Annotated in this window: 23 protein-coding genes and 1 pseudogene; 15 read left to right on the top strand and 9 right to left on the bottom strand. The window is 42.4% G+C overall.

Annotation, left to right across the window (positions count from 1 at the left end; genetic code table 11):
* Positions 1 to 14: 14 nt before the first annotated feature.
* Together AC1F2U_RS05360 and AC1F2U_RS05365 are read left to right on the top strand one after the other, a co-directional pair.
* Positions 15 to 974, top strand: a complete 960-nt coding sequence (locus AC1F2U_RS05360) for an NAD-dependent epimerase/dehydratase family protein (RefSeq protein ID WP_480260152.1) — start codon at positions 15 to 17, stop codon at positions 972 to 974.
* A gap of 247 nt (positions 975 to 1221) precedes the next feature.
* The gene (locus tag AC1F2U_RS05365; RefSeq protein ID WP_480260153.1) at positions 1222 to 2820 is read left to right on the top strand and encodes a B12-binding domain-containing radical SAM protein; all 1599 of its coding nucleotides are present in this window, start codon (positions 1222 to 1224) and stop codon (positions 2818 to 2820) included.
* Positions 2821 to 3012: 192 nt separating this feature from the next.
* On the opposite strand, the gene AC1F2U_RS05370 is transcribed toward AC1F2U_RS05365, so the two are convergent.
* The 7 genes from AC1F2U_RS05370 to AC1F2U_RS05400 form a co-directional block, all read right to left on the bottom strand.
* Positions 3013 to 3855, bottom strand: coding sequence for a beta/alpha barrel domain-containing protein (locus AC1F2U_RS05370; protein ID WP_480260154.1), 843 nt, complete (start codon positions 3853 to 3855; stop codon positions 3013 to 3015).
* A 39-nt stretch (positions 3856 to 3894) separates the two neighbouring features.
* A complete protein-coding gene (locus AC1F2U_RS05375; RefSeq protein ID WP_480260155.1) occupies positions 3895 to 4200 on the bottom strand; it encodes a type II toxin-antitoxin system RelE/ParE family toxin in 306 nt (101 codons plus the stop codon).
* Positions 4200 to 4484: a type II toxin-antitoxin system ParD family antitoxin gene (locus AC1F2U_RS05380; protein ID WP_480260156.1), complete on the bottom strand. Its 285-nt coding sequence runs from the start codon at positions 4482 to 4484 to the stop codon at positions 4200 to 4202. The genes AC1F2U_RS05375 and AC1F2U_RS05380 overlap by 1 nt, the downstream gene beginning before the upstream one ends.
* Positions 4485 to 4601: 117 nt before the next feature.
* Positions 4602 to 6662 carry a ribonuclease catalytic domain-containing protein gene (locus AC1F2U_RS05385; RefSeq protein WP_480260157.1) on the bottom strand — a complete coding sequence of 687 codons (2061 nt, stop codon included), beginning with the start codon at positions 6660 to 6662 and terminating at the stop codon, positions 4602 to 4604.
* Positions 6663 to 6807: 145 nt separating this feature from the next.
* On the bottom strand, positions 6808 to 7023 hold the full coding sequence (gene rpsR / locus AC1F2U_RS05390) for a 30S ribosomal protein S18 (RefSeq protein WP_012411240.1): 216 nt from the start codon (positions 7021 to 7023) through the stop codon (positions 6808 to 6810).
* Positions 7024 to 7025: 2 nt separating this feature from the next.
* On the bottom strand, positions 7026 to 7220 hold the full coding sequence (gene rpmG / locus AC1F2U_RS05395) for a 50S ribosomal protein L33 (RefSeq protein WP_069069844.1): 195 nt from the start codon (positions 7218 to 7220) through the stop codon (positions 7026 to 7028).
* Between the two features lie 43 nt (positions 7221 to 7263).
* A complete protein-coding gene (locus AC1F2U_RS05400) occupies positions 7264 to 7821 on the bottom strand; it encodes an RDD family protein (protein WP_480260159.1) in 558 nt (185 codons plus the stop codon).
* 307 nt (positions 7822 to 8128) lie between these two features.
* Between AC1F2U_RS05400 and AC1F2U_RS05405 the strand changes: the two genes are divergently transcribed.
* Together AC1F2U_RS05405 and AC1F2U_RS05410 are read left to right on the top strand one after the other, a co-directional pair.
* Positions 8129 to 8803 (top strand): PEP-CTERM sorting domain-containing protein, encoded by a 675-nt coding sequence (locus AC1F2U_RS05405; protein WP_480260160.1) that lies wholly within the window; start codon positions 8129 to 8131, stop codon positions 8801 to 8803.
* 51 nt (positions 8804 to 8854) lie between these two features.
* The gene (locus AC1F2U_RS05410; RefSeq protein WP_480260162.1) at positions 8855 to 10132 is read left to right on the top strand and encodes a molybdopterin molybdotransferase MoeA; all 1278 of its coding nucleotides are present in this window, start codon (positions 8855 to 8857) and stop codon (positions 10130 to 10132) included.
* 241 nt (positions 10133 to 10373) lie between these two features.
* On the opposite strand, the gene AC1F2U_RS05415 is transcribed toward AC1F2U_RS05410, so the two are convergent.
* Positions 10374 to 11606 carry a cysteine desulfurase-like protein gene (locus AC1F2U_RS05415; protein ID WP_480260163.1) on the bottom strand — a complete coding sequence of 411 codons (1233 nt, stop codon included), beginning with the start codon at positions 11604 to 11606 and terminating at the stop codon, positions 10374 to 10376.
* A 613-nt stretch (positions 11607 to 12219) separates the two neighbouring features.
* On the opposite strand from AC1F2U_RS05415, the gene AC1F2U_RS05420 reads away from it, so the two are divergent.
* Positions 12220 to 12441: a DUF4327 family protein gene (locus tag AC1F2U_RS05420; protein WP_480260164.1), complete on the top strand. Its 222-nt coding sequence runs from the start codon at positions 12220 to 12222 to the stop codon at positions 12439 to 12441.
* Positions 12442 to 13027: 586 nt separating this feature from the next.
* Here the strand turns inward: AC1F2U_RS05420 and AC1F2U_RS05425 are convergent.
* On the bottom strand, positions 13028 to 13279 hold the full coding sequence (locus AC1F2U_RS05425; protein WP_480260165.1) for a hypothetical protein: 252 nt from the start codon (positions 13277 to 13279) through the stop codon (positions 13028 to 13030).
* Positions 13280 to 13534: 255 nt separating this feature from the next.
* Between AC1F2U_RS05425 and AC1F2U_RS05430 the strand changes: the two genes are divergently transcribed.
* The 10 genes and pseudogenes from AC1F2U_RS05430 to AC1F2U_RS05475 all read left to right on the top strand — a co-directional run bounded on the left by AC1F2U_RS05430 (position 13535) and on the right by AC1F2U_RS05475 (position 24972).
* A complete protein-coding gene (locus AC1F2U_RS05430; RefSeq protein WP_480260166.1) occupies positions 13535 to 14608 on the top strand; it encodes a PAS domain-containing protein in 1074 nt (357 codons plus the stop codon).
* Entirely contained in the window at positions 14541 to 14729 is a 189-nt protein-coding gene (locus tag AC1F2U_RS05435; RefSeq protein ID WP_480260167.1) for a response regulator, read from the top strand. The genes AC1F2U_RS05430 and AC1F2U_RS05435 overlap by 68 nt, the downstream gene beginning before the upstream one ends.
* Before the next feature lie 238 nt (positions 14730 to 14967).
* Positions 14968 to 15351, top strand: a complete 384-nt coding sequence (locus AC1F2U_RS05440; RefSeq protein ID WP_480260168.1) for a protein tyrosine phosphatase family protein — start codon at positions 14968 to 14970, stop codon at positions 15349 to 15351.
* 336 nt (positions 15352 to 15687) lie between these two features.
* On the top strand, positions 15688 to 18099 hold the full coding sequence (locus AC1F2U_RS05445) for a sucrose synthase (protein ID WP_480260169.1): 2412 nt from the start codon (positions 15688 to 15690) through the stop codon (positions 18097 to 18099).
* A gap of 4 nt (positions 18100 to 18103) precedes the next feature.
* Positions 18104 to 18463 carry a hypothetical protein gene (locus AC1F2U_RS05450; RefSeq protein ID WP_480260170.1) on the top strand — a complete coding sequence of 120 codons (360 nt, stop codon included), beginning with the start codon at positions 18104 to 18106 and terminating at the stop codon, positions 18461 to 18463.
* 47 nt (positions 18464 to 18510) lie between these two features.
* The gene (pgmB, locus tag AC1F2U_RS05455; RefSeq protein ID WP_480260186.1) at positions 18511 to 21624 is read left to right on the top strand and encodes a beta-phosphoglucomutase; all 3114 of its coding nucleotides are present in this window, start codon (positions 18511 to 18513) and stop codon (positions 21622 to 21624) included.
* A gap of 285 nt (positions 21625 to 21909) precedes the next feature.
* Entirely contained in the window at positions 21910 to 23259 is a 1350-nt protein-coding gene (locus tag AC1F2U_RS05460; RefSeq protein WP_480260171.1) for a PAS domain-containing sensor histidine kinase, read from the top strand.
* 183 nt (positions 23260 to 23442) lie between these two features.
* Positions 23443 to 23880 (top strand): RrF2 family transcriptional regulator, encoded by a 438-nt coding sequence (locus tag AC1F2U_RS05465; protein WP_480260172.1) that lies wholly within the window; start codon positions 23443 to 23445, stop codon positions 23878 to 23880.
* 90 nt (positions 23881 to 23970) lie between these two features.
* Positions 23971 to 24386: pseudogene (locus AC1F2U_RS05470) on the top strand (Alr5209 family pentapeptide repeat protein).
* Between the two features lie 97 nt (positions 24387 to 24483).
* A complete protein-coding gene (locus tag AC1F2U_RS05475; RefSeq protein ID WP_480260173.1) occupies positions 24484 to 24972 on the top strand; it encodes a DUF2243 domain-containing protein in 489 nt (162 codons plus the stop codon).
* The last annotated feature ends 187 nt before the right edge of the window (positions 24973 to 25159 follow it).

Below are 25159 nucleotides of genomic sequence, written 5' to 3' on the forward strand. Positions count from 1 at the left end.
TTGATAAATTCTCTATGAGCCAGAAACGGATTTTAGTGACTGGTGCAAGTGGTTGTGTAGGTCATTATTTAACAGAAGCCTTAATCAAGGAAACAGATCGCGAACTGTATCTGCTAGTCAGGAACCCAAATAAACTGCAAGTCGATATTAAGGCACGTTCGGGTATCAACGTTTTGCAAGGTGATATGCAAAATATTCGCCAATTTGCCGATTTGCTATCCACAATTGATACGGCGGTACTCACAGCCACAGCTTGGGGTGGTGATGAGACATTTGATATTAATGTTGTCAAGACTATAGAGTTGCTCGAACTGCTAGATCCAGAACGTTGCCAACAGGTGATTTATTTTTCGACAGCTAGCGTTTTGGATCGCTACAATCAACCATTAAAAGAAGCCGGGGAAATTGGGACAGATTACATTCGTTCCAAATATGACTGCTTACAGAAAAAAGAAAAATTAGCGATCGCACCCAAAATTACCACAGTTTTTCCGACTGTAGTATTGGGCGGTGATGCGAATAAACCCTATTCTGCTGTCACTTCTGGTATTACAGAAGTGACGAAATATATCAATTTGATTCGCTTTTTAGAAGCAGATGGCAGTTTTCATTTTATCCACGCACGAGACATTGCCACTGTTGTGCAATATTTAATCGATCGTCCTGCTGAAAACGATCAACCACGTCGGCTTGTTTTAGGTCAAGCACCTTTAACAGCTAATCAAGCAGTTAAAGAAGTTTGTGCTTATTTGGGCAAAAAGATTTACTTTCGCATTCCCATATCTATAGCATTGGCTAATTTGATTATTGTTCTGTTCCGCATTCGCATGGCTGCTTGGGATCGGTTTTGCATGAACTATCGGCATTTTACTTATGAAAAATTCATCAATCCCGATAGTTTCGGCTTGCCAAATTATTGTGCAACCATGAGTGATGTTTTGAAAATTAGTGGTGTTGAAAAGGCTAAAAATTGATTATAATCTGTGGCTTTTGGCAACGCTTGAAAAATATTAGCAGAAAATTATCCTAATCTCGTAGAGAGCAATGGCGTCATTGGGTATGGGTGAAGAATGGAAAATTACCTCTTTCCTCTCTGCTCCCCAGTCCCTTGATTTGAGTTAAAAATATCAATGGTAAAATAAAACAACTTTAATAAAAAGTCAATAACTCTTTATTTTCGTTAGAGTGGGATAACAATCAAAGTGTGAGGATTGATACTACATGCGAATCTTGTTAGTGTATCCAATATTTCCCAAAACCTTTTGGTCTTATGAAAAAATCCTAGAGTTAGTCGATCGCAAGGTTTTATTACCACCTCTGGGTTTAGTAACAGTAGCGGCGATTCTGCCCCAAGAATGGGAATTCAAACTGGTAGATCGCAACATCCGTGCAGCAACAGAAGCAGAATGGGCATGGGCAGATGTGGTAATCCTCTCTGCGATGATTGTCCAGAAACAAGATTTACTTGACCAAATTCAGGAAGCAAAAAAACGTGGCAAACTAGTTGCAGTTGGCGGCCCCTACCCCACCTCTGTACCTCATGAAGTTGAAAATGTTGGCGCAGATTTTCTGATTCTGGATGAAGGGGAAATCACGCTGCCTATGTTTATTGAGGCAATAAAAAGGGGAGACACATCTGGCACTTTCCGCGCCACAGAAAAACCTGATGTCACCAGCACACCAATACCCCGTTTTGATTTATTAGAACTGAACGCTTATGACATGATGTCGGTACAGTTTTCGCGTGGTTGTCCCTTCCAGTGCGAATTTTGCGACATTATTGTTCTCTACGGGCGCAAACCGCGTACCAAAACCCCAGCGCAATTGTTAGCAGAGTTAGATTACCTCTATGAATTGGGTTGGCGGCGGGGTGTGTTCATGGTGGATGACAACTTTATTGGCAACAAGCGAAATGTAAAATTGTTGCTCAAAGAGTTAAAAGTCTGGATGGCAGAACACAAGTATCCCTTCCGGTTTGACACTGAAGCTTCTATTGACTTAGCCCAAGACTCAGAAATGTTGGAGTTGATGGTTGAGTGCGGTTTCTCGGCGGTGTTTTTGGGAATCGAAACGCCGGATGAGGATAGTTTGCAAATGACCAAGAAGTTTCAAAATACTCGCAGTTCTCTAACTGAGGCAGTGGAAACCATCATCAAAGCGGGATTGCGCCCAATGGCTGGGTTTATTATCGGCTTTGATGGCGAAAAAGCCGGCGCAGGCGATCGCATTGTCCGTTTTGCAGAACAAGCAGCAATTCCCTCAACGACTTTTGCAATGTTACAAGCGTTACCTAACACTGCGCTTTGGCATCGCCTGAAAAAGGAAGGACGATTACGGGAAAATCAAGATGGCAACATCAACCAAACAACATTGATGAACTTCCTGCCCACTCGTCCCCTGGAAGAACTTGCGCGAGAATATATTGAAGCGTTTTGTACTTTATACGACCCAATACAGTACTTAGATCGCACCTATCGCTGTTTCTTGATGATGGGTTTGCCGAGTTGGAAAGCCCCAGCAAAAATGCCAGAGTGGATAGTTATAAAAGCGTTGCTAATTGTGATTTGGCGACAAGGAATCAAACGGGAAACCCGCTGGAAATTCTGGCATCATTTGTTCAGCATTCTCAAGCATAACCCTGGAGTTATTGAACATTACATCGCTGCTTGTGCCCATAACGAGCATTTTCTAGAGTATCGCCAAATTGTGCGCGATCAAATTGAAAGTCAGCTAGCTGAGTATTTGGCACAAGGTGCAGAAACGCCTTATGTGCTAGTTAAGGAAAAAGCTGAGGAAAAAGCTGAAGCAGTAGTTAGTTAAGGGTGGTAAATTGCAAACCGCAAATCCCCGATTTCTTTGATAAATCGGGGATTTTGTTCTAATACCATTTCTTTGTGAGGCTGCGCCAAACCCTTTTAACCTCTTCTTTCTTTGTGTCCAACTCTTACGAGACGCTGCGCGAATGCGCCCTTCTCCCAAGGGGAGACGCTAACGCGAATGCGGTTCGTTTTTTTATTTTGCTTTTCCAATCCCAGTGATTTGAAAAATTAACTCTGCCGCTTTACTCATTAACGAAGTGTTAATTTCAAGTTGATAATTCCCCTGTTTTAAAACCTCTATCACAACTTTACTGAAATCTGCGTTACCTTTCCTCGCACCTAAACCATTAATTGCACATTCAATTTGCCTCACACCACAACTTAAAGCAATGAGTGAATTATCTACCGCCATACCCAAATCATCATGACAGTGTACTGAAACTACAACTTCGTTAATATTGGGTACTCGATTAAAAATCATTTGCAGAAGTTGCGAAAACTCTTCTGGCGATGCCAAACCTAAGCTATCAGGAATACTAACAGTCGTAGCACCACTCTTTATGGCAGTTTCAATAGATTTACACAAAAAATCTGGCTCACTTCTGGGAGCATCAAAAGCGCTCCATTCTACATCATCACAGTAATTGCGTGCCAGAGAAACACTCTCTTTGATTGTTGCTAATACTTCCTCTTTGCTGAATTTAGACTGATTTTTCAGATTTACCGGAGTATAAGTGTGAATTCTACCTTTTATCGCTGGTTTAATTGCTTCAGCAAGAGTGATTATTTCATTTGAATTTGAACTAGCTAGCCCACAAATAGTACAATTTTTAGTTATTTTAGAAATATTGAAGACTTCATCAAAATCTTTTTGAGAACTTCCTGGATAACCAACTTCAATAATATCTACTCCCATTTCTTCGAGCAATTGGGAGATAGTAATTTTTTGTTGCAAATTCATCTTTACACCAGGCGTCAATTCTCCATCACGCATGGTGGTATCAAAAATAATTACTTTTTGATTATTTTCTGACATATTGGCTAGAGATAGCGATCGCCTACATCAAATGCAATATTAAGGAATATCCTCACTTAAGAAAACTGTCTCTAAATCTCGATAACCACTGACAATACGTACAACTTCCACACCGCCATCAATGGGACGATAAAATATTAAATAATCTTCTACTGGAAAACTCCGTAACCCGCGGATAAAACTATCGAAACTTTGCCCCAGATTAGGAAAATCGGCCAACAGTTTGCACTGCTGTTTAATTTTTTCGTTGAGTCTTCGAGCCGCATTAGGATTGTAGCGGATAATATAGCGATTAATTTCTTTGAGGTCTTGCTTGGCTGGAATTGTTAAAACGTACCGACTCATTATTTAGCGGCTTCTGCTTGTTGCATTTGAGCTTCAGCACGTCGGATATCTTCTTCAATTTCTGCAAAGACCTCTTCACCATCAACTACTTCACCACGCTCTGAGGCTTCAATACCTTCTTGGATTTTAGCTTTCAATTCTGCTAAACGTTTTTCTTGAACGCGATCGCGTTCATCTAGCAATCTCAATGCTTCGCCCATCACCTCACTCACTGAGTGATATCGACCACTATTAACTTTATCCTTAACCAACTGCTCTAGTTCTGGGGTCAAAGATACATTCACAATTATTACCTCATTCCATTTACTCTATATAGTAACCGAAAGCAATTGGAGCAAGGTTAAAATAATTTGTAATTGATAATACTAGGCGATTATTACTAATGACAAATGACAAATTAGTTAATTCGCCGCTGTTTGGGCTTCTTGATAAATTATTTCTTGAAACTGGATCATATCTTTTTGGGGATCGGCGTGGCTAACTTTCACCACTATCTGTTCGCCCAACTTCACAGAACGTTTGAAAGCCATTGGCAACTGCAAGCCCAAATCTTCTAATAAAATTAGGGCTAAGTTGCTGTCTTCTCGCAGCCACATCAACACTGTCACATCCCAAGTTTCCTCTGGATGACGGCGTAAATACTCTAGAGCATAATATCTATTAGTTTGTCGTTCCACCATCGTCACTTCTTGGGTGATGCTGGTGACAGTCATCATCACTTCTTTAAGTTGATCTGCGGAAAATGGCAGAACTTCACCCCGCAAATGGGCTTTAATTTGAAAGTGGGTGAGTAAGTCACTGTAGCGGCGGATGGGAGAAGTTGCTTGGGTATAAGTATCCAAGCCCAAACCAGCATGACGCAAAGGTGTAATGCTCATTTCACTCTTGGGCATACAGCGACGCATGGCGCAAGCGCGAACGAATCCGGCTGGAAGTAGAAGCAATTCCTCATCTGGAGGTAATTCTGGTTGCGGTTGACCGCGAAAAGGCAAAGGTATGTTATGAGTTTTACCATAACGAGCCGCAACTTCACCGGCAACAATCATCATTTCTGCTACCAATTGCCGCGATGGGGAATCATCCAAAATATCAATGTGGATCTCCTCATCTTTGACTTTGATCGTCGCTTCCGGCATGGTGATGCTAATTGCCCCTTGAGCGTAACGCCAAGCTTTACGCCGTTGTGCCCAAGTTGCGATTGCAGCAATTTCCGGTTCTGCTTGTACCCGTAATTGCAGCATTTCATCTACATCTTCGTAGGTGAGGCGATAAGTCGGCTTAATCAAGCTGGTATGAATGCTGTAATCTTCTACTCCCCCACTTGTCCCTAAAATAATCCCGAAACTGAGGGCGCAACAAACCTTTCCCTGGATCAGACTCATTGGCCCAGTTGCCAATACTTCTGGAAACATGGGAATCATTCCCGTCGGTAAATAGACTGTACTACCCCGCTTTCTGGCTTCCAAATCTAATTCATCTTCCGGTACTAACCACCTAGTGGGATCGGCAATATGCACCCACAAGCGTTCCCGTCCATCGGGCAGTACTTCCCAACTTAGACCATCGTCGATCTCTGTGGTAGTTTCATCATCAATGGTGTAAACCTTCAGGTGAGTCAGATCAAGGCGGTTTGTATCTGAGTCAATCGGCGGGAAATCCAAACGCTGTTGCGCCACTTCTAATACCTTATGAGGAAATTGAATCGGAATTGAAGAACGACGCAGGAACAAGTTTTCATAAGGACTCCAGCAACCCAAATCCACCAATAGTTGAAAGGCTCCTTGGGGTGTTGTGGGCCGTCCCAGCATGGTCATAGTTTCTAATACTGGAGCGCTAGGCGGATAAGCGCGAGCCAAGGAGTCATAATTAACCCCCGTCCGCACGGTGTCAGCTATGAGCGCTGCGTATTTTTCTAGTCCTTCTAAGCGCTGGCGATCGTGGCGCTGCCACTCTACTGCTTCACCTTTGAGCGCCTGCTCTACACGAGTTAAAAATTCCTGCTGTCCTTTAGCTTTTAGTGCCTCTACTTCCAGTTGGTGCTTGCGTTCTGCCACTTGAGCAGCAGTTCTCGGCTCGTAAGCGTCTCCTTTTTGCTTGAAATAAAGTTTGTCGTCTGATAACAAGCAATGGGCGGCGTAACAAGCAGGCGCGGCTGATTCTGAAAATAGCAGATTCGCCATTTGGTCTGGGGTAACTGTTTCGCCATCTTCAACCAGTAATTCCCAAGCCACTTCTAAACTAGATGGGTCTAAATAAGGCTCGATCTGCTCCAAAAAGCTGGCAATCTCAGAAGCCTTGTAAGTCTGTCCGGTAACTGTATAGCTTATTTGTCTAGGCGCGAGGCTGTGGGATTGACCGCGTTCGTCTACCACAAACCAGCGGGTTTTACCGTCTGGACGTTCTACGATGCCCAGACGGCGATCGCCTTGAACCCTAAATTCAACTAGCGTCCCCTTCTCCACAACTCTCGCACTCTAATTTGGTGAACAGTTTAAATAGTTTTAAGTTAGGAGTTAGGAGTTAGGAGTTTTGATTCTTAACTCCTGTACAGACGCGATTAATCGCGTCTCTCCTGTACAGACGCGATTAATCGCGTCTCTCCTCTTTTTAGCCTTCCGCATTGATAAATGGCAACAAAGCCACAATCCGCGAACGTTTAATTGCTAATGTCAACTCTCGCTGTTGCTGAGATGTCAGCCCAGTAATCCGACGTGGCAGTATCTTTCCCCGCTCGGTGACAAACTTACGCAATAAATCAACATCTTTATAATCGATTGGTTCTCCTGGCTTGATCGGAGAAAGGCGACGACGGAAATAACTCATCTCTACTTAATTTCCTTGTGAACGGTATGTTTGTTGCAGTGGGTGCAGAACTTTTTCAGTTCTAGCCTGTTGGTGGTGTTGCGGCGATTCTTAGTACTGGTATAACGGTTAACACCAGCAGAACGCTTATCTGGATTTGTCCGGCACTCAGTACACTCTAGTGTGATAATAATGCGGGCACCTTTACTCTTAGCCATAATCTTACAAACAGTGAAGCCTGAAGAGAATTAACACAAATGACTATCTTCTCACATTCCGCCGCATATTTTCAACTAATCTTTTAATTTTTATATCGAGCGAGTAGCCACGACGCGACGAAACGATGAAAGTTCCACAATAGCGATCGTGTAAAGCCTGCCGCATCTGGGTATCAGAGAAGGCAGTCCCGCAATCAATTGCTAGGGGAATTACTAGCAGTATAGCAGTGGGATTGGCTCTAATATTGCTCAGGGCAATTGACACTAATAAAGCACCCAAGCCGATAATCGCCTCTCGCTTCACCAGTGAGAGCAAATCGGGAATTCTGCCCACTACTTCTCCATCTTCAACTTCCAACACCTTTAAATCGAACGCCCAACGCCCTAAACTTTGCCCTTGATTGTTGTATACCACCACTACCCGCAAAAACAGCCAAAGTATTACAAAAACTAAGATTTCAACAAATTGAATCCCGATATTGCTGCCTCCCAGTAGAGAACTGACTAACCAGACACCAAGGAAATCAAGTCCCAATGCCATACCTCGCCGCCCAATCTCAGCTTTGGGATAGTGTTTTTGGGGAAGTCGTTCGATAGTCATACAAAATAGGTATTTTTATTTAGGGGTTGGGAAATAGCGATCGCTCCTGTTTTTAATATTAAGATGATGGCTCGGCTAGTTGCTGCGCTGTAAAGGAACAAAAATCAGCCAACAAAAATTTGTACAACTGGCAACTGCATGACTCAAAAATAGGATTAAGCACTTAGGGGACTTTTGATACCCTGTGGGTACTTGGTTGGCATCTCATAGAGTAGCCGCTACACGTCATGGATGCAAACAGTAGGGTTGTACATCTATATTGTATTGTTGTAGAAACTTCATCTTAATTAATTTGGAAGTTGTATCTATGACACATCTGTTTACTAAAACAGCTCTTAGTCTGGTGACGACTACTGCTTTAACGTTAGCGATCGCCATAAACACCAACAACCTAGCTCATGCTGCTGAGTTCAACTTTAACTGGAAAGGAGACACTGGTTATTCAGCGAAAGGTTCATTTAACTACGATACAACAACTGCTCCCAGCGTTATTTCTGAAACAGGCTTGGGAGCTACGAAGAACTTGCAATCTCTCTCAATTTCCTTCTTCGATCCCTTGAGTAATCTGATAAATAGTTTCACTCCAGTGCTTGGTGGGGTATCTAACTACGGCTTTTTGAGATTCAACTTTGATAGCACTACCGAGCAAATCTTTGGCCCCTTTGATGTAGGGAAGGATGATGAGCTTCCTAGTGACACATGGCTTAATAATAATCTCGCACTCATAGATGAAGGTTTTAGTGATGAGGTTCTAGCAAAAGAATTTGGTTTTAACAATAGGGATGCAGCAGGCACAAAGCAAATCCTAGATTTAAGTAACAATTCGGTTCAGGTATCCAAAGTGCCCGAAGGAAGCATAATTATCGGTTTAGTAGCAGTGTGTAGCTTGGGATTTACCCTCAAGCAGAAATCAATCCAAAATCCAAAATCAAGCAGCTTTCAAAAAATCAGAATCATTAGAACAAAATGCTCTCTTGATTGAGTCCTCAATGTTACTTTACAGGGATAAAGAAAAAAGTCGGAGGCGATCGCTATGTTATCAGTCAGCGATGCAGAAGCAATTATTTTAAATTTAGTACAACCGTTGGATCGTCAACGGGATATAGAAGTTGTAGATTTATTGACAGCCGATAGTCGCATTTTGGCAACGCCTGTTACCAGTCCGCTAGATTTTCCCCATTGGGATAATTCGGCAATGGATGGCTACGCAGTTCGCTACGAAGATGTACAGCACTCCAGCACCGAACAACCGACTATTTTAGAAATTGTTGAAGAGATTCCGGCTGGGTATCAGCCCAAGTCTACGATTCAATCAGGGCAAGCCGCACGAATTTTTACAGGTGCGCTAATCCCAGCACGTGCGGATACTGTAGTCATGCAAGAGAAAACACGCCGCGAGGAAAACCGCGTATTTATTCTAGCTGCACCAAAACTGCAAGAATTTGTCAGACACCAAGCATCTTTTTATCAAGCTGGAACACAACTACTACCAGCAGGAATTAAGTTAAATGCCTCAGAAATTGCCGTATTGGCAGCAGCACAGTGTCCGCAATTAAGTGTTTACCGCCGTCCGCGTGTGGCAATTTTTTCCACAGGTGATGAGTTGGTGACAGTCGATCAACCGTTGCAACCAGGGCAAATTGTGGATTCTAATCAGTATGCGCTGGCAGCTTTGGTGAGACAAAGTGGCGCAGAACCGTTAATTTTAGGCATTGTGAAAGACGATCCAGTTGCTCTGGAGAAAGTCATTGCTCACGCCATTGCGATCGCTGATATAGTTCTCTCTTCTGGTGGTGTCTCAGTGGGAGATTATGACTATGTTGACAAAATTCTAGAGTCACTACAAGCAAAAATCCACATTCGGGCTGTGGAAATCAGTCCAGGAAAACCTCTCACTGTCGCCACTTTCCCCAGTACAGACGCGATTAATCGCGTCTCTCCCCAATCTGCACTATACTTTGGTTTACCAGGAAACCCTGCTGCTGTGTTGGTGACATTTTGGCGATTTGTGTTACCAGCAATTAAGAAACTTTCGGGAATTACTGAAAGTTGGGAACCAGCATTTTTGAAAGTGCGATCGCATGATGAATTGCGATCGAACGGCAAACGTGAAACTTACCTTTGGGGTAAATTGCATTTAATTGATGGAGTTTATGAATTTCACAAAGCTGCTGGTAGTCACAGTTCTGGCAATTTAATTAATCTAGCTCAAACTAATGCCTTAGCTGTTCTACCTGTAGGTCAAACAGTAATTTTGCCACAAGAAGAAGTGCAAGTTTTACAGCTTAGTAATGGTCAAAATAATTCGTAATTCGTAATTCGTAATTCGTAATTAAAACAGTTATATAAGGGAATTTATACCTGTGTAAAATAAAATCATGAATAGACGATCGCGTAGCGTCTTTATAGGGAAATTAAATCCCAATGTGCTTGGTTTTGTGAGATTTATCTGTTAAGGCAGGTAGGGTGAGCAAGGGTAAAAAAAGGTCTAATCCAAGCGTCTGGAATTAAACCCGCTAATTACGAATTACGAATTACGAATTACGAATTAGTTAAAATATTTGCTCAAAAGCCTTAATCAAGTTGTTAACTTCCTCAAGGGTGTTGTAATGCACCATACTTACCCGGACTATTCCACCTTGGGACGCTAACCCCAAGTATTCAATCAGCCGTTTGGCATAAAAGTCTCCGTAGCGAATCCCAATATAATGTTGGTCAACTTTTGCCGGAATAGTTGAGCTATTTATGCCATCGACAACAAAAGATATAGTTGGTACACGGGTTTGGCGGTCAGCCTTTGCTTGACCAATCACTCGCACATTCGGCTTACTGTTGAGGTAATTTAAGAGGCGATCGCTAATATGTTCTTCATGTATGCTAATTAAATCAAATGCTTGCACCATTTGATTTCTCAAATCAGTTGCAGTTTCATTCCCATAGTGCAGTTGTGCTAATTCACTTAAATAATCACATAAACCTAACATTCCATAACTTAATTCAAAATTGACATTCCCTAATTGAAATTTATAAGGTATGTCTGTCTGGTCAATAAAATAATGGTTAAGACCAGGCAATCTTAATAAATGTTCTTCTTTGCCATAAAGTAAGGCATGGTGAGGCCCATAGACTTTATAAAAACTCAAAGTATAAAAATCAACATCTAAATCTTGGACATCAACTAATCTGTGAGGTGCATAAGCTACACCATCTACACAAATCATGGCATTGCGATCGTGCACAAATGCAGCAATTTCTTTGATTGGATTGATGGTTCCCAGAACATTAGAAGCATGAGTTAAGGCTACTAGTTTTGTGCGCTGACTCATCAATGGTTCTAAATCTGCTAAATGAAGTTCTAAAGTATCTGGGCGAACTTTCCACACTTTAACCTTCATTCCTTGTTTTTCAAGAGCGACCCAAGCACCAATATTGGCCTCATGGTCACAATTAGTAACAATAATTCCATCACCAGGCGTAAAGGTTTGACCAAGACACATTGAAAGAACTTTCAACATCATTGTAGTAGATGGGCCCATAACCACTTCTTTATCAGAATTAGCATTAATGAAAGTAGCCATTCCCCTAGTTGCTAAAGCCAATCGTTCTCCAGCCAGTTGAGAGATTCCATAAGAAGCTCCCAACTGGACATCAGAAGTTAAGAGAAATTCGCTAATTCTATCTACTACTTTTTTCAAGGTTTGTGACCCACCAGCATTATCAAAAAAAGTCCACTCACTAGCTAGAGCCGGAAAATATTGACGAACTTTATCAAGATTCAGGAGCATAATATAATTTTTCTAGAGAATGTTCTTTACCCTAGCCTACCTTTTGACAAGTCGCCCAGAGAACATCTACATTCTCTTTTGATGTTTGTAGCTTGTTATGCCAGCCTTCTTACTCTAGAAATCTGCTGAAAAAGAATGGAGAAAGATGTAGCAGTGCTATGTGTCTATAAGGGTTCTAGATAATGTATATTATTTAATTTCTGGAGATATCTTCTACAAAAACCTATCTAAAGAGGGTATACTTAAACCCATAAAGAGTATTTTACTATTTGTAACTATACAAGTCACATCCCTCCCCAACCCTCACTCCACTTGCTTTCATAGCGGGAAGGTTAAGAGCGAACAAGTCAGTCGGGGCGACCAACGTAGTGGCAACCCTTATAAACGGGAAAGTGGTTGGGTCTTTTTGTATCTCATGTTGGCGTAGCCTCTGCCTCCAACGCACTGTTCGCGTTTCTAGAGAAGTTGAAATCTCCTGTATTTAACTTCCAGCAACTATTAATGTCTTGATTCTTCACAATTCTCCCCAATTTTATTTGATAAGTTTAAGGAAGAGTCAAAGCAACTATTGTTTTGAGTCTTAATTCCTTGATTGAAAATAAAGGAACGACTTATGAATACTACGGTTAAATATGACATTCAAGTTATCAAAGAAGAAGCACTTCAACTTGTTAAGAAGAGACTTGTTAACCGTCAGCAGCCAATTTATACCCTCTGTAAATATATTCCTCATCGCGACTGGGTTAATTTTGAACTTGAGTTAGAAAAAAATGAATTTCTACTCAGAGATAGAATTATCGATTTACTAAATCACGAATCTTGGGAAGATGATTGAGGCTGCATCAGGCTAAACACGATTAGCTGCATCCCAATAAAATCAAAATTACAAATTCATTTTTTTAGATTAAAAACTCTCGAATTAATCGGGGGCTATAAGCAAGAGATTATTAAAGTAAGCAATAAATCTTGATGGATAGCTTTGGTTTGAAAAGATAAGAGAACCATCGCTAGCGTCATAATTCTCTGTTAAGTAAGTTGGCACAATAAAAACAAGCTGTGTAAAGAAAAGTAAATAAAGCTCAAACCCTTTTTCTACCTTCTTTATCTCAACAATAATTATTTACACCGAGCTACGGTGTACACGCAAGTTTTTGAGAGTTGTCCTACAAACTTACCATTGTCCTCTCGTTTGCCTACTCTGCATGGGAATGGTTAATTAAGGGTTGCTACCTCCAGTCAGACATAGCCTAACCTCAGAAGCAACCTCACCTCTTTGGCTGTGGGTTTGAGAAACTTTTCTGTCTTCTTTCTCTAAAAGTGTCAATTGATACCTAATAGCTAGACTGTAGTCTCACATTTTTGAGCAATTAATTACTGAAATCAAGAAAAACAATTAGACTAATCGGTTTCAGTAAATTGGATTAGGTAGATAACTCTTCTAGCCCAATCCATTCGGTAATCGATTGCCATTGGCTTGCGTAAACAATAGTACTTTTACGTTTTTCTTTCTGAGGCTTTCTAGGTAGTTTTCCCATGACAACATCAGCAAATGAACTGGATTCGTTCCTATTATAAATAGGCATTTCCTGCCAGCACTGACGACAAAACCAGTAAGTCTCTGCACCGCGTACATGTTCTAAAAGCAAACTTGAGCAGCAAGGACAGTAATTCATATTTTTCTCAAATCCTGTTTATAAAAGTGTTATTGCGATTTAGGGCAGCTACTTGAGAAGCCCGTAGATATTAAAAAGAAACTGTCTATATTTTGACTATAGTCTTTAAATATGAGGAAGTTGTGAGGATAGTCAAAATACTTAATAGTTTAGCAAAACTTATACACATTTCTTAAGTAATACTTTCAGGCTAATTTAGCGGTTTTTTCACAAGTTCCTCAAATTATCTTCGTATAAATTCTTATAACTATAAATTTGGTAAACACACCATTAATTTTATTTATTCCTCACGAAGACCGCCAGACTTTTAACACTCGACTAATTAATAAACAGCAGGAACAGAAGTGGGAAGCTTACTTAAAACCACGGGGAGGTACAGCTTTCCCGGCTAGTATTAAAGCCGCTGCCATGTACGATTCAAAGGGTAAGCAAGTTGGCTGGCGCTGGTTACTTTGCGATATTAGCGAACGCCACCAGGCAAAGGAATCACTACGCCAAGCTTACGAGGAGTCAGAACAACGAGTGGCGGAACAGACAGCAGAACTTGTGATGTCCAATGTCCTGTTGCAACAAGAAATTACCGATCGCCAACGCGCAGAAGGTGCATTACGTCAGAGCGAAAACCTCTATCGTCAACTCGTGGAAAGCCAAACTGACATAATTATCCGCATTGATTTGCAAGGGCAGATTACCTTTGCCAATGTAGCTGCTTGTCAAACCTTCGGTTGGAAACAAGATGAGTTTCGCGATCGGTCATTTTTCCAATTCCTTCATCCAGATGACTTGCCTGAAGTGATGGAAGATATGGCAGCTTTAGGATCTTCATTCCATCCCTTGATTAATCGCGAGCGACGTGCATTGACAGTCAACGGTATCCGCTGGTTTCAATGGAATGCGATCGCAATTCGTAACGACAAAAGAGAGGTTGTTGAAATCCAAGAGGTAGGTAGAGATATAACCGAACAGCAAGCTACGCTACACGAATGCCAAGTTGCCGAAGCAGCACTGCGCCAAAGTGAGGAGAAATTTTGCAAATTTGCCGAAAACACCCACGCAGTTATCTGGATTGCCAGCATAGATTCATTCCGAACCTTGTATGTTAGTCCTGCTTATGAAAAAATTTGGGGTCGCTCTTGCCAAAGTCTATTGGAGCGGCCTGAGTCTTGGATAGACTCCGTTCATCCAGACGATCGCGATCGCGCTTTACGCCCAATACGAGTATCAAATCAATGCCGTATTGATGGATATAATAATGCCAGAAATGGATGGAATCATCGCTATTCGCACCTTGCGAAGAATGAATATGCAGGTTCAAATTATTGCCTGTAGCGGACTCAACTCAATGGAAGTCTTTGCTCAATCTGCTGATGCTAATGTACAAGCAGTTTTATTAAAACCCTATACGGCCGGAGAATTATTAAAAACCTTACACAACTTATTCAGAGGCTAGTAACGCAAGGCGGAATTAAAAATTAAAAATTAAAAATGAATACAGCATAAGGGTTTCGTTGATTTGGAATGATTGGTTTATTTCCGCTTTGTACTAGTAGCACAAGGCGGAAGTCAAAAGCCACGTATGCTTAATGCTCCAATTCTTTAGACTTTGATGATTTCCTCACAAGTTCCTCAAATTGCTTTGCTAGGGTTAGAGCTTGGGCAATGTCGGCAAAATGGAGTTAATCCGGCTGATGAACATTATTAGGGAAATTAATCATGAGTTAGCGATCACAGGGCAAATTACACTAGATCAGATGCAACAAATAGCTGATGAGGGTTATAAGTCTGTAGTGAATCTACGTTTGGCTGACGAAACAGGCTTACTGGCTAATGAACAGGAAAAGACTGAGCTTTTAGGATTGTATTATGTTAATTTTCCAACTCAATCTGAAGATATTAATCATCAATGTATGCTCCAGATATATAAGATCGTCACTGAACTACCTAAACCGACTCTGATACATTGTGATAATTCAATTCGTTCAGCTGCAATAGTATTTTTGTATATCGCTCTTAAACAGGGTATAGGCTTTGAAAAAGCCTTACAAAAAGTTATTAATATAGGCTTGATATAAGACTAGTACCGCAAGGCGGAAGTCAAAAGTCAAAAGTCAAAATAATTATATTCCAAGCTTAATAGCGATCGCTCCAATTTTGCTTTAGTACTTAATTGAAAATAGTGTTTTATACCTGATTGAGAAAGAAACTCGTTCAATCAATAATTTTCCCTTGTCTGCCTTCGTCTACTTCCTCATCCCATAGATTTGAAGTTCTTACAGCCTTTCATCCCAGAGCTAGACGCAAAGATTTTTATAGCAATTTACGATGGTTTGGGGAATATACCTCAGCAAACCGAAAACTGGAAAGAAAAATGAGGTTGTTACCTAGCTAAATTTCTGGAATTCGTCATCATGTATGAACTAGTTCAAGCTCTCTCCAACGGCGATGAGAAAACTGCTCTACATCAGTTGATTTATACGTTGAGTGCTTCAGGTAAGAATTACTTCCTAAGAAATGAGATTTTGCAAGCTTTTGCTGATTACTGTCATCAATCCCAAAAGCCAGCTTATTTTTACTACTCTTCTTCTGTTGGCAAACTAATACAATATACCCACGAAATAATTCTTGAAGAGAAAAGCACTTGGTTCGTGATTCGACCGAGGATTGCGAATCAAGAAGTTTGGCAACTGACAGCTGATTTTAGTAGGTTCGAGCAGATGACGCCTCAAGCACTGCTAGATGTGAGAGATCGTCTAGTCAACCGCTACCAACCTCATATCCTCGAAATCGACCTCCACCCCTTCTATGAGAGTTCTCCAAGAATTGACGACGCGAGAAATATTGGTCAAGGTTTAGCCTTCCTCAACCGTTACCTGTGCAATCAATTGTTGACTGACCCCCAATATTGGGTAGAAATGTTATTTCAAGCATTACATGGGCTGCAATGTAATGGTATTCGTCTGTTATTGAGCGATCGCATTCCCTCCGGTATTCAGTTAGCCAAACAAATTAAGCAAGCGCTCAAATTCCTGAGCGAGCGATCGCCTGATGAACCCTATGAAAAATTCCGCTTTGACCTCCAAGAACTCGGCTTTGAGCCGGGTTGGGGTAACACTGCGGCGCGAGTCTCCGAAACCTTAGAACTTCTCGACCGACTTATTTACTCTCCAGAACCTGCCATTTTAGAAGCTTTTGTGGCCCGCGTCCCCGCCGTTTTTCGCGTCGTCCTCGTTTCCGTCCACGGCTGGGTTGGACAGGAGGATGTTTTGGGAAGAGATGAAACACTCGGTCAAGTTATCTACGTTCTCGAACAAGCTCGCAGCCTAGAAAACGAACTACGCGAACAAATCAAACTCGCTGGACTCGAACAGCTAGGTATTAAACCCCATATAATTATTCTGACTCGATTAATCCCTAACTGTGAAGGCACATTTTGTAACCTGCCCTTAGAAAAAGTCCAAGATACTGAAAATGCTTGGATATTGCGCGTTCCTTTTGGTGAATTCAATCCAGAGATTACGAATAATTGGATTTCTAAATTTGAGATTTGGCCTTATTTAGAACAATTTGCGATAGATGCACAAAGAGAATTACTAGCTCAATTCCAAGGAAAACCTAATTTAGTTGTTGGCAATTACAGCGACGGTAATTTAGTAGCCTTTCTGCTATCTCGCCGCATGAAAGTTACCCAGTGTAACATTGCCCATTCTTTGGAAAAACCTAAATATCTATTTAGCAATTTATATTGGCAAGATTTAGAAGATAAATATCATTTTTCGGCACAATTTACCGCCGATTTGATTAGCATGAATGCAGCTGACTTTATCATCACATCGTCCTATCAAGAAATTGTCGGTACGCCCGATACCATAGGTCAATACGAGTCATACAAGTGGTTTACGATGCCGCAGTTGTATCATGTAGTTGATGGCATTGATTTGTTTAGTCCTAAATTTAACTTAGTGCCGCCGGGAATAAATGAAAATATTTTCTTTCCCTACAGCCAAAAAGGAAACCGAGATCCTAGCCTTTGCACGCAAGTCCACGACTTACTCTTTACCCGCGAAGATCCACAAATTCTTGGTCATTTAGAGCGATCTAATAAGCGACCAATCTTTGCCCTTGATACCATCAATTCAATCAAAAATTTCACTGGTTTAGCTGAATGTTTTGGTAAAAGTCAGGCGTTGCAAGAGCGTTGTAACCTGATTTTATTAACTACTAAACTGCATTTACATGAAGCTAGCAACCCAGAAGAAGCAGAAGAAATTCAAAAACTCCACGAGATTATCGACCAATATCATCTCGATGGCAAGATTCGCTGGGTGGGGATGCGTGTCCCTAGCAGGGACATCGGCGAAGCCTACCGAGTAGTTGCAGATTCTCAAGGAATTTATGTCCATTTTGCGCGTTTTGAATCTTTCGGTCGGAGTATTTTGGAAGCGATGATTTCTGGTTTGCCAACTTTTGCTACTCAATTTGGCGGTTCTTTAGAAATTATCGAGAACAAAGAAAACCAATTTAATGTTAATCCTACAAACTTAGAAGGAACAGCAACGAAAATTTTAGATTTCCTTGAACAATGCGATACTCATACTGAATACTGGCAAGAAGTTTCCGAATGGATGAGTCAGCGAATTCATCACAAATATAATTGGCATTTACATAGCAATCAATTACTACTGCTTGCGAAAATGTTTAGTTTTTGGAACTTTGTTGCTCCTGAAAATAACGAAGCTAGAGATCGGTACATGGAAACTTTATTTCATCTCATTTATAAACCCAGAGTCGAAAAGATTTTGGAAAAGCATAAGGGGGGATGAGGGAGTGGGGAGTGGGGAGCAGGGGAGCAGGGGAGCAGGGGAGAGTTATAACTGGATGAATCCACCTCTGAACTGGATGAATCCACCTCAGAACTCCGTTCATCCACCTCTGAACTGGATGAATCCACCTCAGAACTCCGTTCATCCACCTCGGAACTGGATGAATCCACCTCAGAACTCCGTTCATCCACCTCTGAACTGGATGAATCCACCTCAGAACTCCGTTCATCCACCTTGGAACTGGATGAATCCACCTCGGAACTCCGTTCATCCACCTCTGAACTGGATGAATCCACCTCAGAACTCCGTTCATCCACCTTGGAACTGGATGAATCCACCTCAGAACTCCGTTCATCCACCTTAGATACTCGTTCATCTAGCTCAAAGACTCAAAATCTCTATTCCCAACTTATGCAAACAAAAGGTTGTTCTCGTCATTTTATTTACACAGACTGGATATTAATCGAAACCCAGTTTGACCCTGAGCAATTGCACTCCAAAGAAACCGTCTTTACAATCGGCAATGGATACCTGGGAACAAGAGGCAGTTTTGAGGAAGGTTATCCTCATGCATTGCCAGCTACTTTTATTCACGGTGTCTATGATGATGTGCCTGTGGTATACACCGAACTGGTAAATTGCCCTGACTGGCTACCCTTGATAGTGATTGTAAATGGCGATCGCTTCCGTCTCGATCAAGGTGAGATATTGCGCTACGATCGCCAGCTTGATTTACGCCAAGGACTACTGATTCGGGTTTTGCGTTGGCGCTCTCCCAGTGGGAACACCATAGACATCAGCTTTGAACGCTTTGCTAGCCTTGCAGATCCTCACGTGTTGGCGCTACGCTGCCATTTAACACCAATAGATTTTGAAGGGTTAATCGAAGTTCAAGCTAGCATCAATGGCTATCCAGAAAATCAGGGTTTCAATCATTGGGAAGAATTAGACCAAGGCAAGATTGACCAAGGAATCTGGTTGCAACGTCGCACGCGCAACTCTCGAATTGAACTCGGTATGGCAGCTAAGTTGACAATATTAGGCACTGAAGCATCTTTGCAAGTCAATACCGCACCTGGTTATCCTACCTTGAGTACAACCTTCTTGGCTAAAGCGCAGCAGACCGTAACAGTCGAAAAACTTGTTACCGTTTTTACCTCGCGAGAGATTGAAACACCAGTTCCAGCAGCTCGAGAAAAACTCGCAAACCTGCCAGATTATGCAACATTACTAAAAGCTAATGAGCAGGCATGGGATGAGGTTTGGCAGCAAAGTGACATCCTGATTGAGGGGGATAGTACGGCTACTTTTGCTGTTCGCTACAATCTGTTTCAACTGCTGATTGCTGCCCCACGGGATGATGATAGGGTGAGCATTCCCGCTAAAACCCTTTCGGGGTTTGGCTATCGCGGTCATGTCTTTTGGGATACGGAAATTTTTATGCAGCCTTTGTTTCTGTTTACCCAACCAGCGATCGCCCGCAACTTACTCAGTTACCGTTGGCACACCTTACCAGGAGCTAGACGCAAGGCAGGCCATTACAGATATAAAGGAGCAATGTTTGCTTGGGAAAGTGCTGATACCGGAGATGAAGTGACACCGCGTTGGTCTATCGGCAGTGATTTTTATGGTGAAGACGTGCGGATTTGGTGTCGCGATCGCGAAATTCATATCAATGCAGATATCCCCTACGCAGTCTGGAACTACTGGCAAGCCACTGGTGATGATGACTGGATGCAAAAGTGCGGCGTAGAGATTATCCTAGATGCCGCGATCTTTTGGGGTAGTCGAGTCGAATTCAATCCTGAGCGCTCACGGTATGAAATCCGGGGAGTAATCGGAGCGGATGAATACCATGAATTAGTCCACAACAACGCCTTTACCAACCGGATGGCGCAATGGCATCTAGAGAAAGCGATCGCCGTCTATGATTGGTTGGCTGACAAATTCCCCGAACGAGCCACCGAACTAGAACAGAAACTAAAGCTTACCCCAGAGGAGCGATCGCACTGGCAAGATATCGTCGCCAAAATATTGTTTTTCTATGACCCATCAACAGAACTAATCGAGCAGTTCGAGGGATTTTTCCAATTGGAAGATATCAACTTAGCAGATTATGAACCACGCGATCGCTCCATGCAACCGATCTTAGGTATTGATAAAACCAACAAATCTCAAGTACTCAAACAGCCAGATGTATTAATGCTCCTATATTTAATGCGGGAATCAGCAGATTTTCCCTACAACGAAAAAGCATTGCAGACAAATTGGGACTACTACGCACCCCGCACTGATATTACTTATGGGTCGTCCCTTGGCCCAGCAGTTCAAGCCATTTTAGCTTCCGATTTGGGCAAATCAGCTGAAGCTTACGAACAATTTATGCGGGCGTTAATGGTGGATCTTGAAGATAACCGAGGTAACACCAACGATGGAATTCACGGTGCTAGTGCTGGTGGGATTTGGCAAGCTGTAATTTTTGGGTTCGGCGGCATCCAATTAACTGAAAATGGCCCTGTAGCCAACCCCCACCTACCCCCTGGCTGGACGCGTCTAAAGTTTAAACTGCACTGGCGCGGGAAATGGCACGACTTCGATCTACATCAGGAAAAAGTCGCCCAAGACAGAACTCGTCAACTAGAATTTCTCCAACTTTCCCTCTCCCCCGATCCCCCCTCATTGAAGGAGGCAGGGGGCAGGGGGCAGGAGGCAGGAGGCAGGGGGCAGGAGGCAGGAGGCAGGGGGCAGGGGGCAGAGGGCAGGGGGCAGGAGGTCACTGAGCGTAGTCGAAGTGACCCAGGAGGTAGGAGTTCTTCTTTATCTCCTTCATCTTCCCCACTCCCTACTCCCCACAACCCCAACGTCCAAGGATTTATCTTCGATTTAGATGGTGTGCTAACAGATACAGCAGAACTTCACTATCTCGCTTGGCAGAAGCTAGCTGATGAAGAGGGTATACCGTTTAATCGAGAAGCTAACGAAGCCCTGCGGGGTGTATCCCGTCGTGCTTCTCTAATGGTGATTATTGGGGATAGAGCGTATTCGGAAGCACAAATTGAGGAGATGATGGAGCGCAAAAATCGCTACTATGTGGAATTGATCCAAAACATGACATCCCACGATTTGTTACCAGGGGCGATCGCCTTGTTGGATGAACTGCGGCAAGCTGGTATTAAGATCGGTATTGGTTCAGCGAGCAAAAATGCCCAGACTGTGATCGAGCGATTGGGCATTGCTGATAAAATAGATGCGATCGCAGATGGTTACAGCGTACAAGAACCCAAGCCAGCACCGGATCTATTTCTGTACGCAGCCAAGCAACTAGGAATCGAACCAGCGCAATCTGTAGTTGTAGAAGATGCCGCAGCCGGTGTTGAAGCCGCTCTAGCTGGTGGTATGTGGGCAATAGGACTCGGGCCTGTTGAGCGAGTTGGAGCCGCTCATATTGTTTTACCCAGCCTAGAAGGTATTAAATGGGCAGACCTTCGAGAGCAATTGAGTAACATTTCCAAACGAAACCATTAAACAAACGAGAACTGCTTGATTACTTACAGCAGATTTCAAGGAAGGTGAAATACACAAAGATTCGTCTTAAAGCCAGGTAAAAAGAGTATTTTACTTCTGTTATGCGTAGCCCATTCACCAATTTTTACTCCTGAATTCTGCTGTATTAAGCCCTAATCACCCCAAAGAACTAAAACTACCTAAAACTACATTGAAATTGCTGATAACTGCTAAACTCCAAAAGCTAAGATCGTCTAAGTAGGGAATCTAAAACAAAACCCCACTTTAGAAATTAGGAGCAAGAGCGTGAATTTGGACGATTTAGCTTTGCAGATAGAGAACATGCGTAAGCGCGTCGCCCTCTTGCAACGCCAAAGCGAACAGCAAAAAGCACAAGCAGATATTGAACTCGTTACCGCAGTATTCCAAGAAGTTTACCTGGCTTTGGAAGAACTTCAAGTAGTAAATGAAGATTTAAAGCAGCAAAATGAAGAATTATCCAAAACTCAACAGGCTTTGGTAGCAGAAAGTCAACGCTACCAAGAATTATTTGAGGAAGTACCAGACGCTTATTTTGTGACTGATACAAAAGGGATAATTCAGGAAGCTAACTCAGCAGCCACCACTCTGCTTAACATTTCCAAAAGTTTGTTGTTGGGTAAATCCATAGGGAATTTTGTGCTTGAGAAAGAAATAATTGCTTTTCATTTGAAACTAACTCATTTGCGCGATCGCACCCAATTCCCAGACTGGAAAATGCAAGAGTGGGAAGTAAATTTGCGACCGCGTGACAAAACACCTATTATGGCTGCGGTTAAGGTGGTTGCTATCCGTAATCAATCTAGTGAATTAGTTAGTCTGCGCTGGATATTGCGGGACATTAGCGAAAGCAAGCGAACCCAAGCCAAGCTGCAATGGGCAGAACAGGCGATGCGACAAGCGCTTGCCAAAGAAAGGGAGTTTAGCGAACTTAAATCCCGCTTGCTCACCATCACTTCCCATGAGTTTCGCACCCCTTTGGCTACTATCCACTCTTCTGCGGAACTACTAGAACATTATCGCCACCTCTGGAGCGAACAGCGACAACAGACCCACCTGCGTCGCATTCAAAAATCAGTTATGCATATAACCCAGTTATTAAATGATGTATTGGTGGTGAGTCAGGATGAAACAGGCAAGTTAGAGTTTAATCCAACACCTATAAATTTAGTGGAATTTTGCCGCGATTTATTAGAAGAATTACAACAGAGCGATCGCTCACAACATGCGATCGTTTTTAGCAGTGAGTGCCAATCTACAAGAGCTAATTTAGACGCCAAACTACTACGGCAAATCTTAAGTAATTTATTCTCGAATTGTCTAAAATACTCTCCCATTGGTAGTACAGTTAGGTTTTCTCTAACCACTACCAACGAGCAAGCTATATTTCAGACTCAAGACTCTGGTATTGGCATTCCCCCTTCTGACATTGAACACATCTTTGAACCCTTCCATCGCGCTAGTAATACAGCCAATATCCCAGGAATGGGATTGGGGATGTCCATTGTCAAGCAGGCTGTAGATTTACACGGCGGCGAGATTACAGTCGAAAGTGCGATCGATGCAGGAACTACCTTTACAGTCATTCTCCCATTTTCAAAAAATTTCCATGTATAGCTAATCAATCACTTTTATTTATTGAATTTAAAAAAAAAAGTAATTGCTTGTATGCTAGAAGGTCTTTAAAGTGGAGTTAGCCGGTCAACAATGAGTTGATTGTAAAGTTTTTCTTCGCAGTAGCTTAGGAAAACGAACTCAAAGACTTTGTATCTTTAAATATGAGCTTAAAATATTACGCCTGTGGTAATCTCTAACAAATCAGAATACGCACTTCTAGCTCTGTTAGAATTGGCAACCTGCTACCCTAACGGTGAAGCCCTACAAATTCGAGAGATAGCGGCATTGCAAGACATCCCAAACCGCTATTTAGAACAACTCCTGGCAACATTAAGACGTGGAGGTTTAATTAAGAGTATACGCGGAGCCAAAGGTGGCTATGTTCTGGCGCGAGATCCCGGAAAGATTACAGTGTTGGATGCTTTTAGCTGCATGGAAGGATCGGATATTGTTGTCTCTCCTTCTGAGCCTCCTCCCAACACGGTAGAAGGTGAGCTAATTCAGGAAGTTTGGCAAGAAGCACGTCAGGCTGCTAACTCCGTTTTGGAAAAATATACACTCCAAGACCTTTGTGAACGAAGATCGATCCGAGAACAGAAGGAACTAATGTATTACATTTAGGAAGTGTAATTCGTAATTCGTAATTCGTAATTCGTAATTAAAAAAAAGGGTACGTGAAAGTAATAACGAGACAACCTGTGACGCTGTTATATGCCTGAAGTCAATTTTCAACAGCCTATAAATAGCGCCGCTACTCTCGTGGAGAGTTATGCAGCAGGAAAACGGAACTTTAGTAAAGCAGAACTGGGTAATGCTGATTTGCAAGGTATTAACTTGAAAGGATCTGGCCTGAGTTATGCTGACTTGAGTGAAGCTAACCTGAGTAACGCTAATTTAAGGGGAACTGATTTAAGCAATGCCTTTCTGGGTCAGGCTAATCTGAAGGATGCCGATCTTAGGGGCGCATTGATTGATGTCAGCAAATCTTTGCCAAGCCGCTCTTAAAGGAGCGAACCTGGAAAAACCAGACTGCGATTACCTACGGTAGGCTACGCCAACGCAACATCCATTTTCCCCAAGATTTCGACCCAGTGAAAGCGGGTATGCAGATTAAATTTGAAGATTGATTAATTTAAGTTAAGCGATCGCACTTGCCTCAAGATAGAAGATATTTCTCTCAAAAGAGTTGTATTTTGGTAAAAAAGCCTATCTATGAGGTTGACAATGGAGGCGAAAAGTGAAACCCCCAACCAACGCGCACCACTGATCGCTGCTGGAATTTTTCTTGGTGTGGGTCTTGGAGGGTTTATTGATGGAATTTTACTGCATCAAATCCTCCAGTGGCATCACATGCTCAGTAACATTAGACCTCTGACAAATAGGGCGAATATAGATTTGAACATGGTGTGGGATGGATTATTTCATACCTTAGATTGGGTATTCACCGCGGCTGGACTTGTGTTACTATGGCGTGCTGGAAGACGTGATGATGTTCCTTGGTCATCACAGACCTTTATTGGATCGATACTGATTGGTGGTGGATTGTTCGACTTGGTTGAAGGTTTAATTGACCACCAAATTCTCGGTGTCCATCATGTTAAACCAGGCCCAAATGAGTTAGCTTGGGACATAGGATTTCTGGCATTCGGTGCTCTACTTATTTTCATCGGCTGGCTAATGATAAAAAAAGAGTCAAGAGTCATTAGTCATTAGTCATTGGTCATTGGTCATTGGTCATTGGTCATTGGTCATTGGTCATTAGAGGCAGAGGGGCAGCACTTCGGCTACTTTCGACTTCGCTCAAGGCAAGTTGCTCAGTGACCGAGGGGCAGACGGGAAAAACTTACTGCAACTCTCCCCTGCTCCCCTGCTCCCCTGCCCCCCTGCTCCCCTGCCCCCC

Source organism: Nostoc sp. LEGE 12454 (assembly GCF_056620565.1).

Excerpts from the sequence above, each read along its gene's own strand:
- AC1F2U_RS05410 (WP_480260162.1), top strand. The coding sequence starts at position 8,855 with ATGTTATCAGTCAGCGATGCAGAAGCAATTATTTTAAATTTAGTACAA.
- rpmG (WP_069069844.1), bottom strand. The coding sequence starts at position 7,220 with ATGGCTAAGAGTAAAGGTGCCCGCATTATTATCACACTAGAGTGTACT.
- rpsR (WP_012411240.1), bottom strand. The coding sequence starts at position 7,023 with ATGAGTTATTTCCGTCGTCGCCTTTCTCCGATCAAGCCAGGAGAACCA.
- AC1F2U_RS05440 (WP_480260168.1), top strand. The coding sequence starts at position 14,968 with ATGAACATTATTAGGGAAATTAATCATGAGTTAGCGATCACAGGGCAA.
- AC1F2U_RS05445 (WP_480260169.1), top strand. The coding sequence starts at position 15,688 with ATGTATGAACTAGTTCAAGCTCTCTCCAACGGCGATGAGAAAACTGCT.
- pgmB (WP_480260186.1), top strand. The coding sequence starts at position 18,511 with ATGCAAACAAAAGGTTGTTCTCGTCATTTTATTTACACAGACTGGATA.
- AC1F2U_RS05370 (WP_480260154.1), bottom strand. The coding sequence starts at position 3,855 with ATGTCAGAAAATAATCAAAAAGTAATTATTTTTGATACCACCATGCGT.
- AC1F2U_RS05420 (WP_480260164.1), top strand. The coding sequence starts at position 12,220 with ATGAATACTACGGTTAAATATGACATTCAAGTTATCAAAGAAGAAGCA.
- AC1F2U_RS05415 (WP_480260163.1), bottom strand. The coding sequence starts at position 11,606 with ATGCTCCTGAATCTTGATAAAGTTCGTCAATATTTTCCGGCTCTAGCT.
- AC1F2U_RS05400 (WP_480260159.1), bottom strand. The coding sequence starts at position 7,821 with ATGACTATCGAACGACTTCCCCAAAAACACTATCCCAAAGCTGAGATT.
- AC1F2U_RS05425 (WP_480260165.1), bottom strand. The coding sequence starts at position 13,279 with ATGAATTACTGTCCTTGCTGCTCAAGTTTGCTTTTAGAACATGTACGC.
- AC1F2U_RS05435 (WP_480260167.1), top strand. The coding sequence starts at position 14,541 with ATGGATGGAATCATCGCTATTCGCACCTTGCGAAGAATGAATATGCAG.
- AC1F2U_RS05360 (WP_480260152.1), top strand. The coding sequence starts at position 15 with ATGAGCCAGAAACGGATTTTAGTGACTGGTGCAAGTGGTTGTGTAGGT.
- AC1F2U_RS05375 (WP_480260155.1), bottom strand. The coding sequence starts at position 4,200 with ATGAGTCGGTACGTTTTAACAATTCCAGCCAAGCAAGACCTCAAAGAA.
- AC1F2U_RS05405 (WP_480260160.1), top strand. The coding sequence starts at position 8,129 with ATGACACATCTGTTTACTAAAACAGCTCTTAGTCTGGTGACGACTACT.
- AC1F2U_RS05365 (WP_480260153.1), top strand. The coding sequence starts at position 1,222 with ATGCGAATCTTGTTAGTGTATCCAATATTTCCCAAAACCTTTTGGTCT.
- AC1F2U_RS05475 (WP_480260173.1), top strand. The coding sequence starts at position 24,484 with ATGGAGGCGAAAAGTGAAACCCCCAACCAACGCGCACCACTGATCGCT.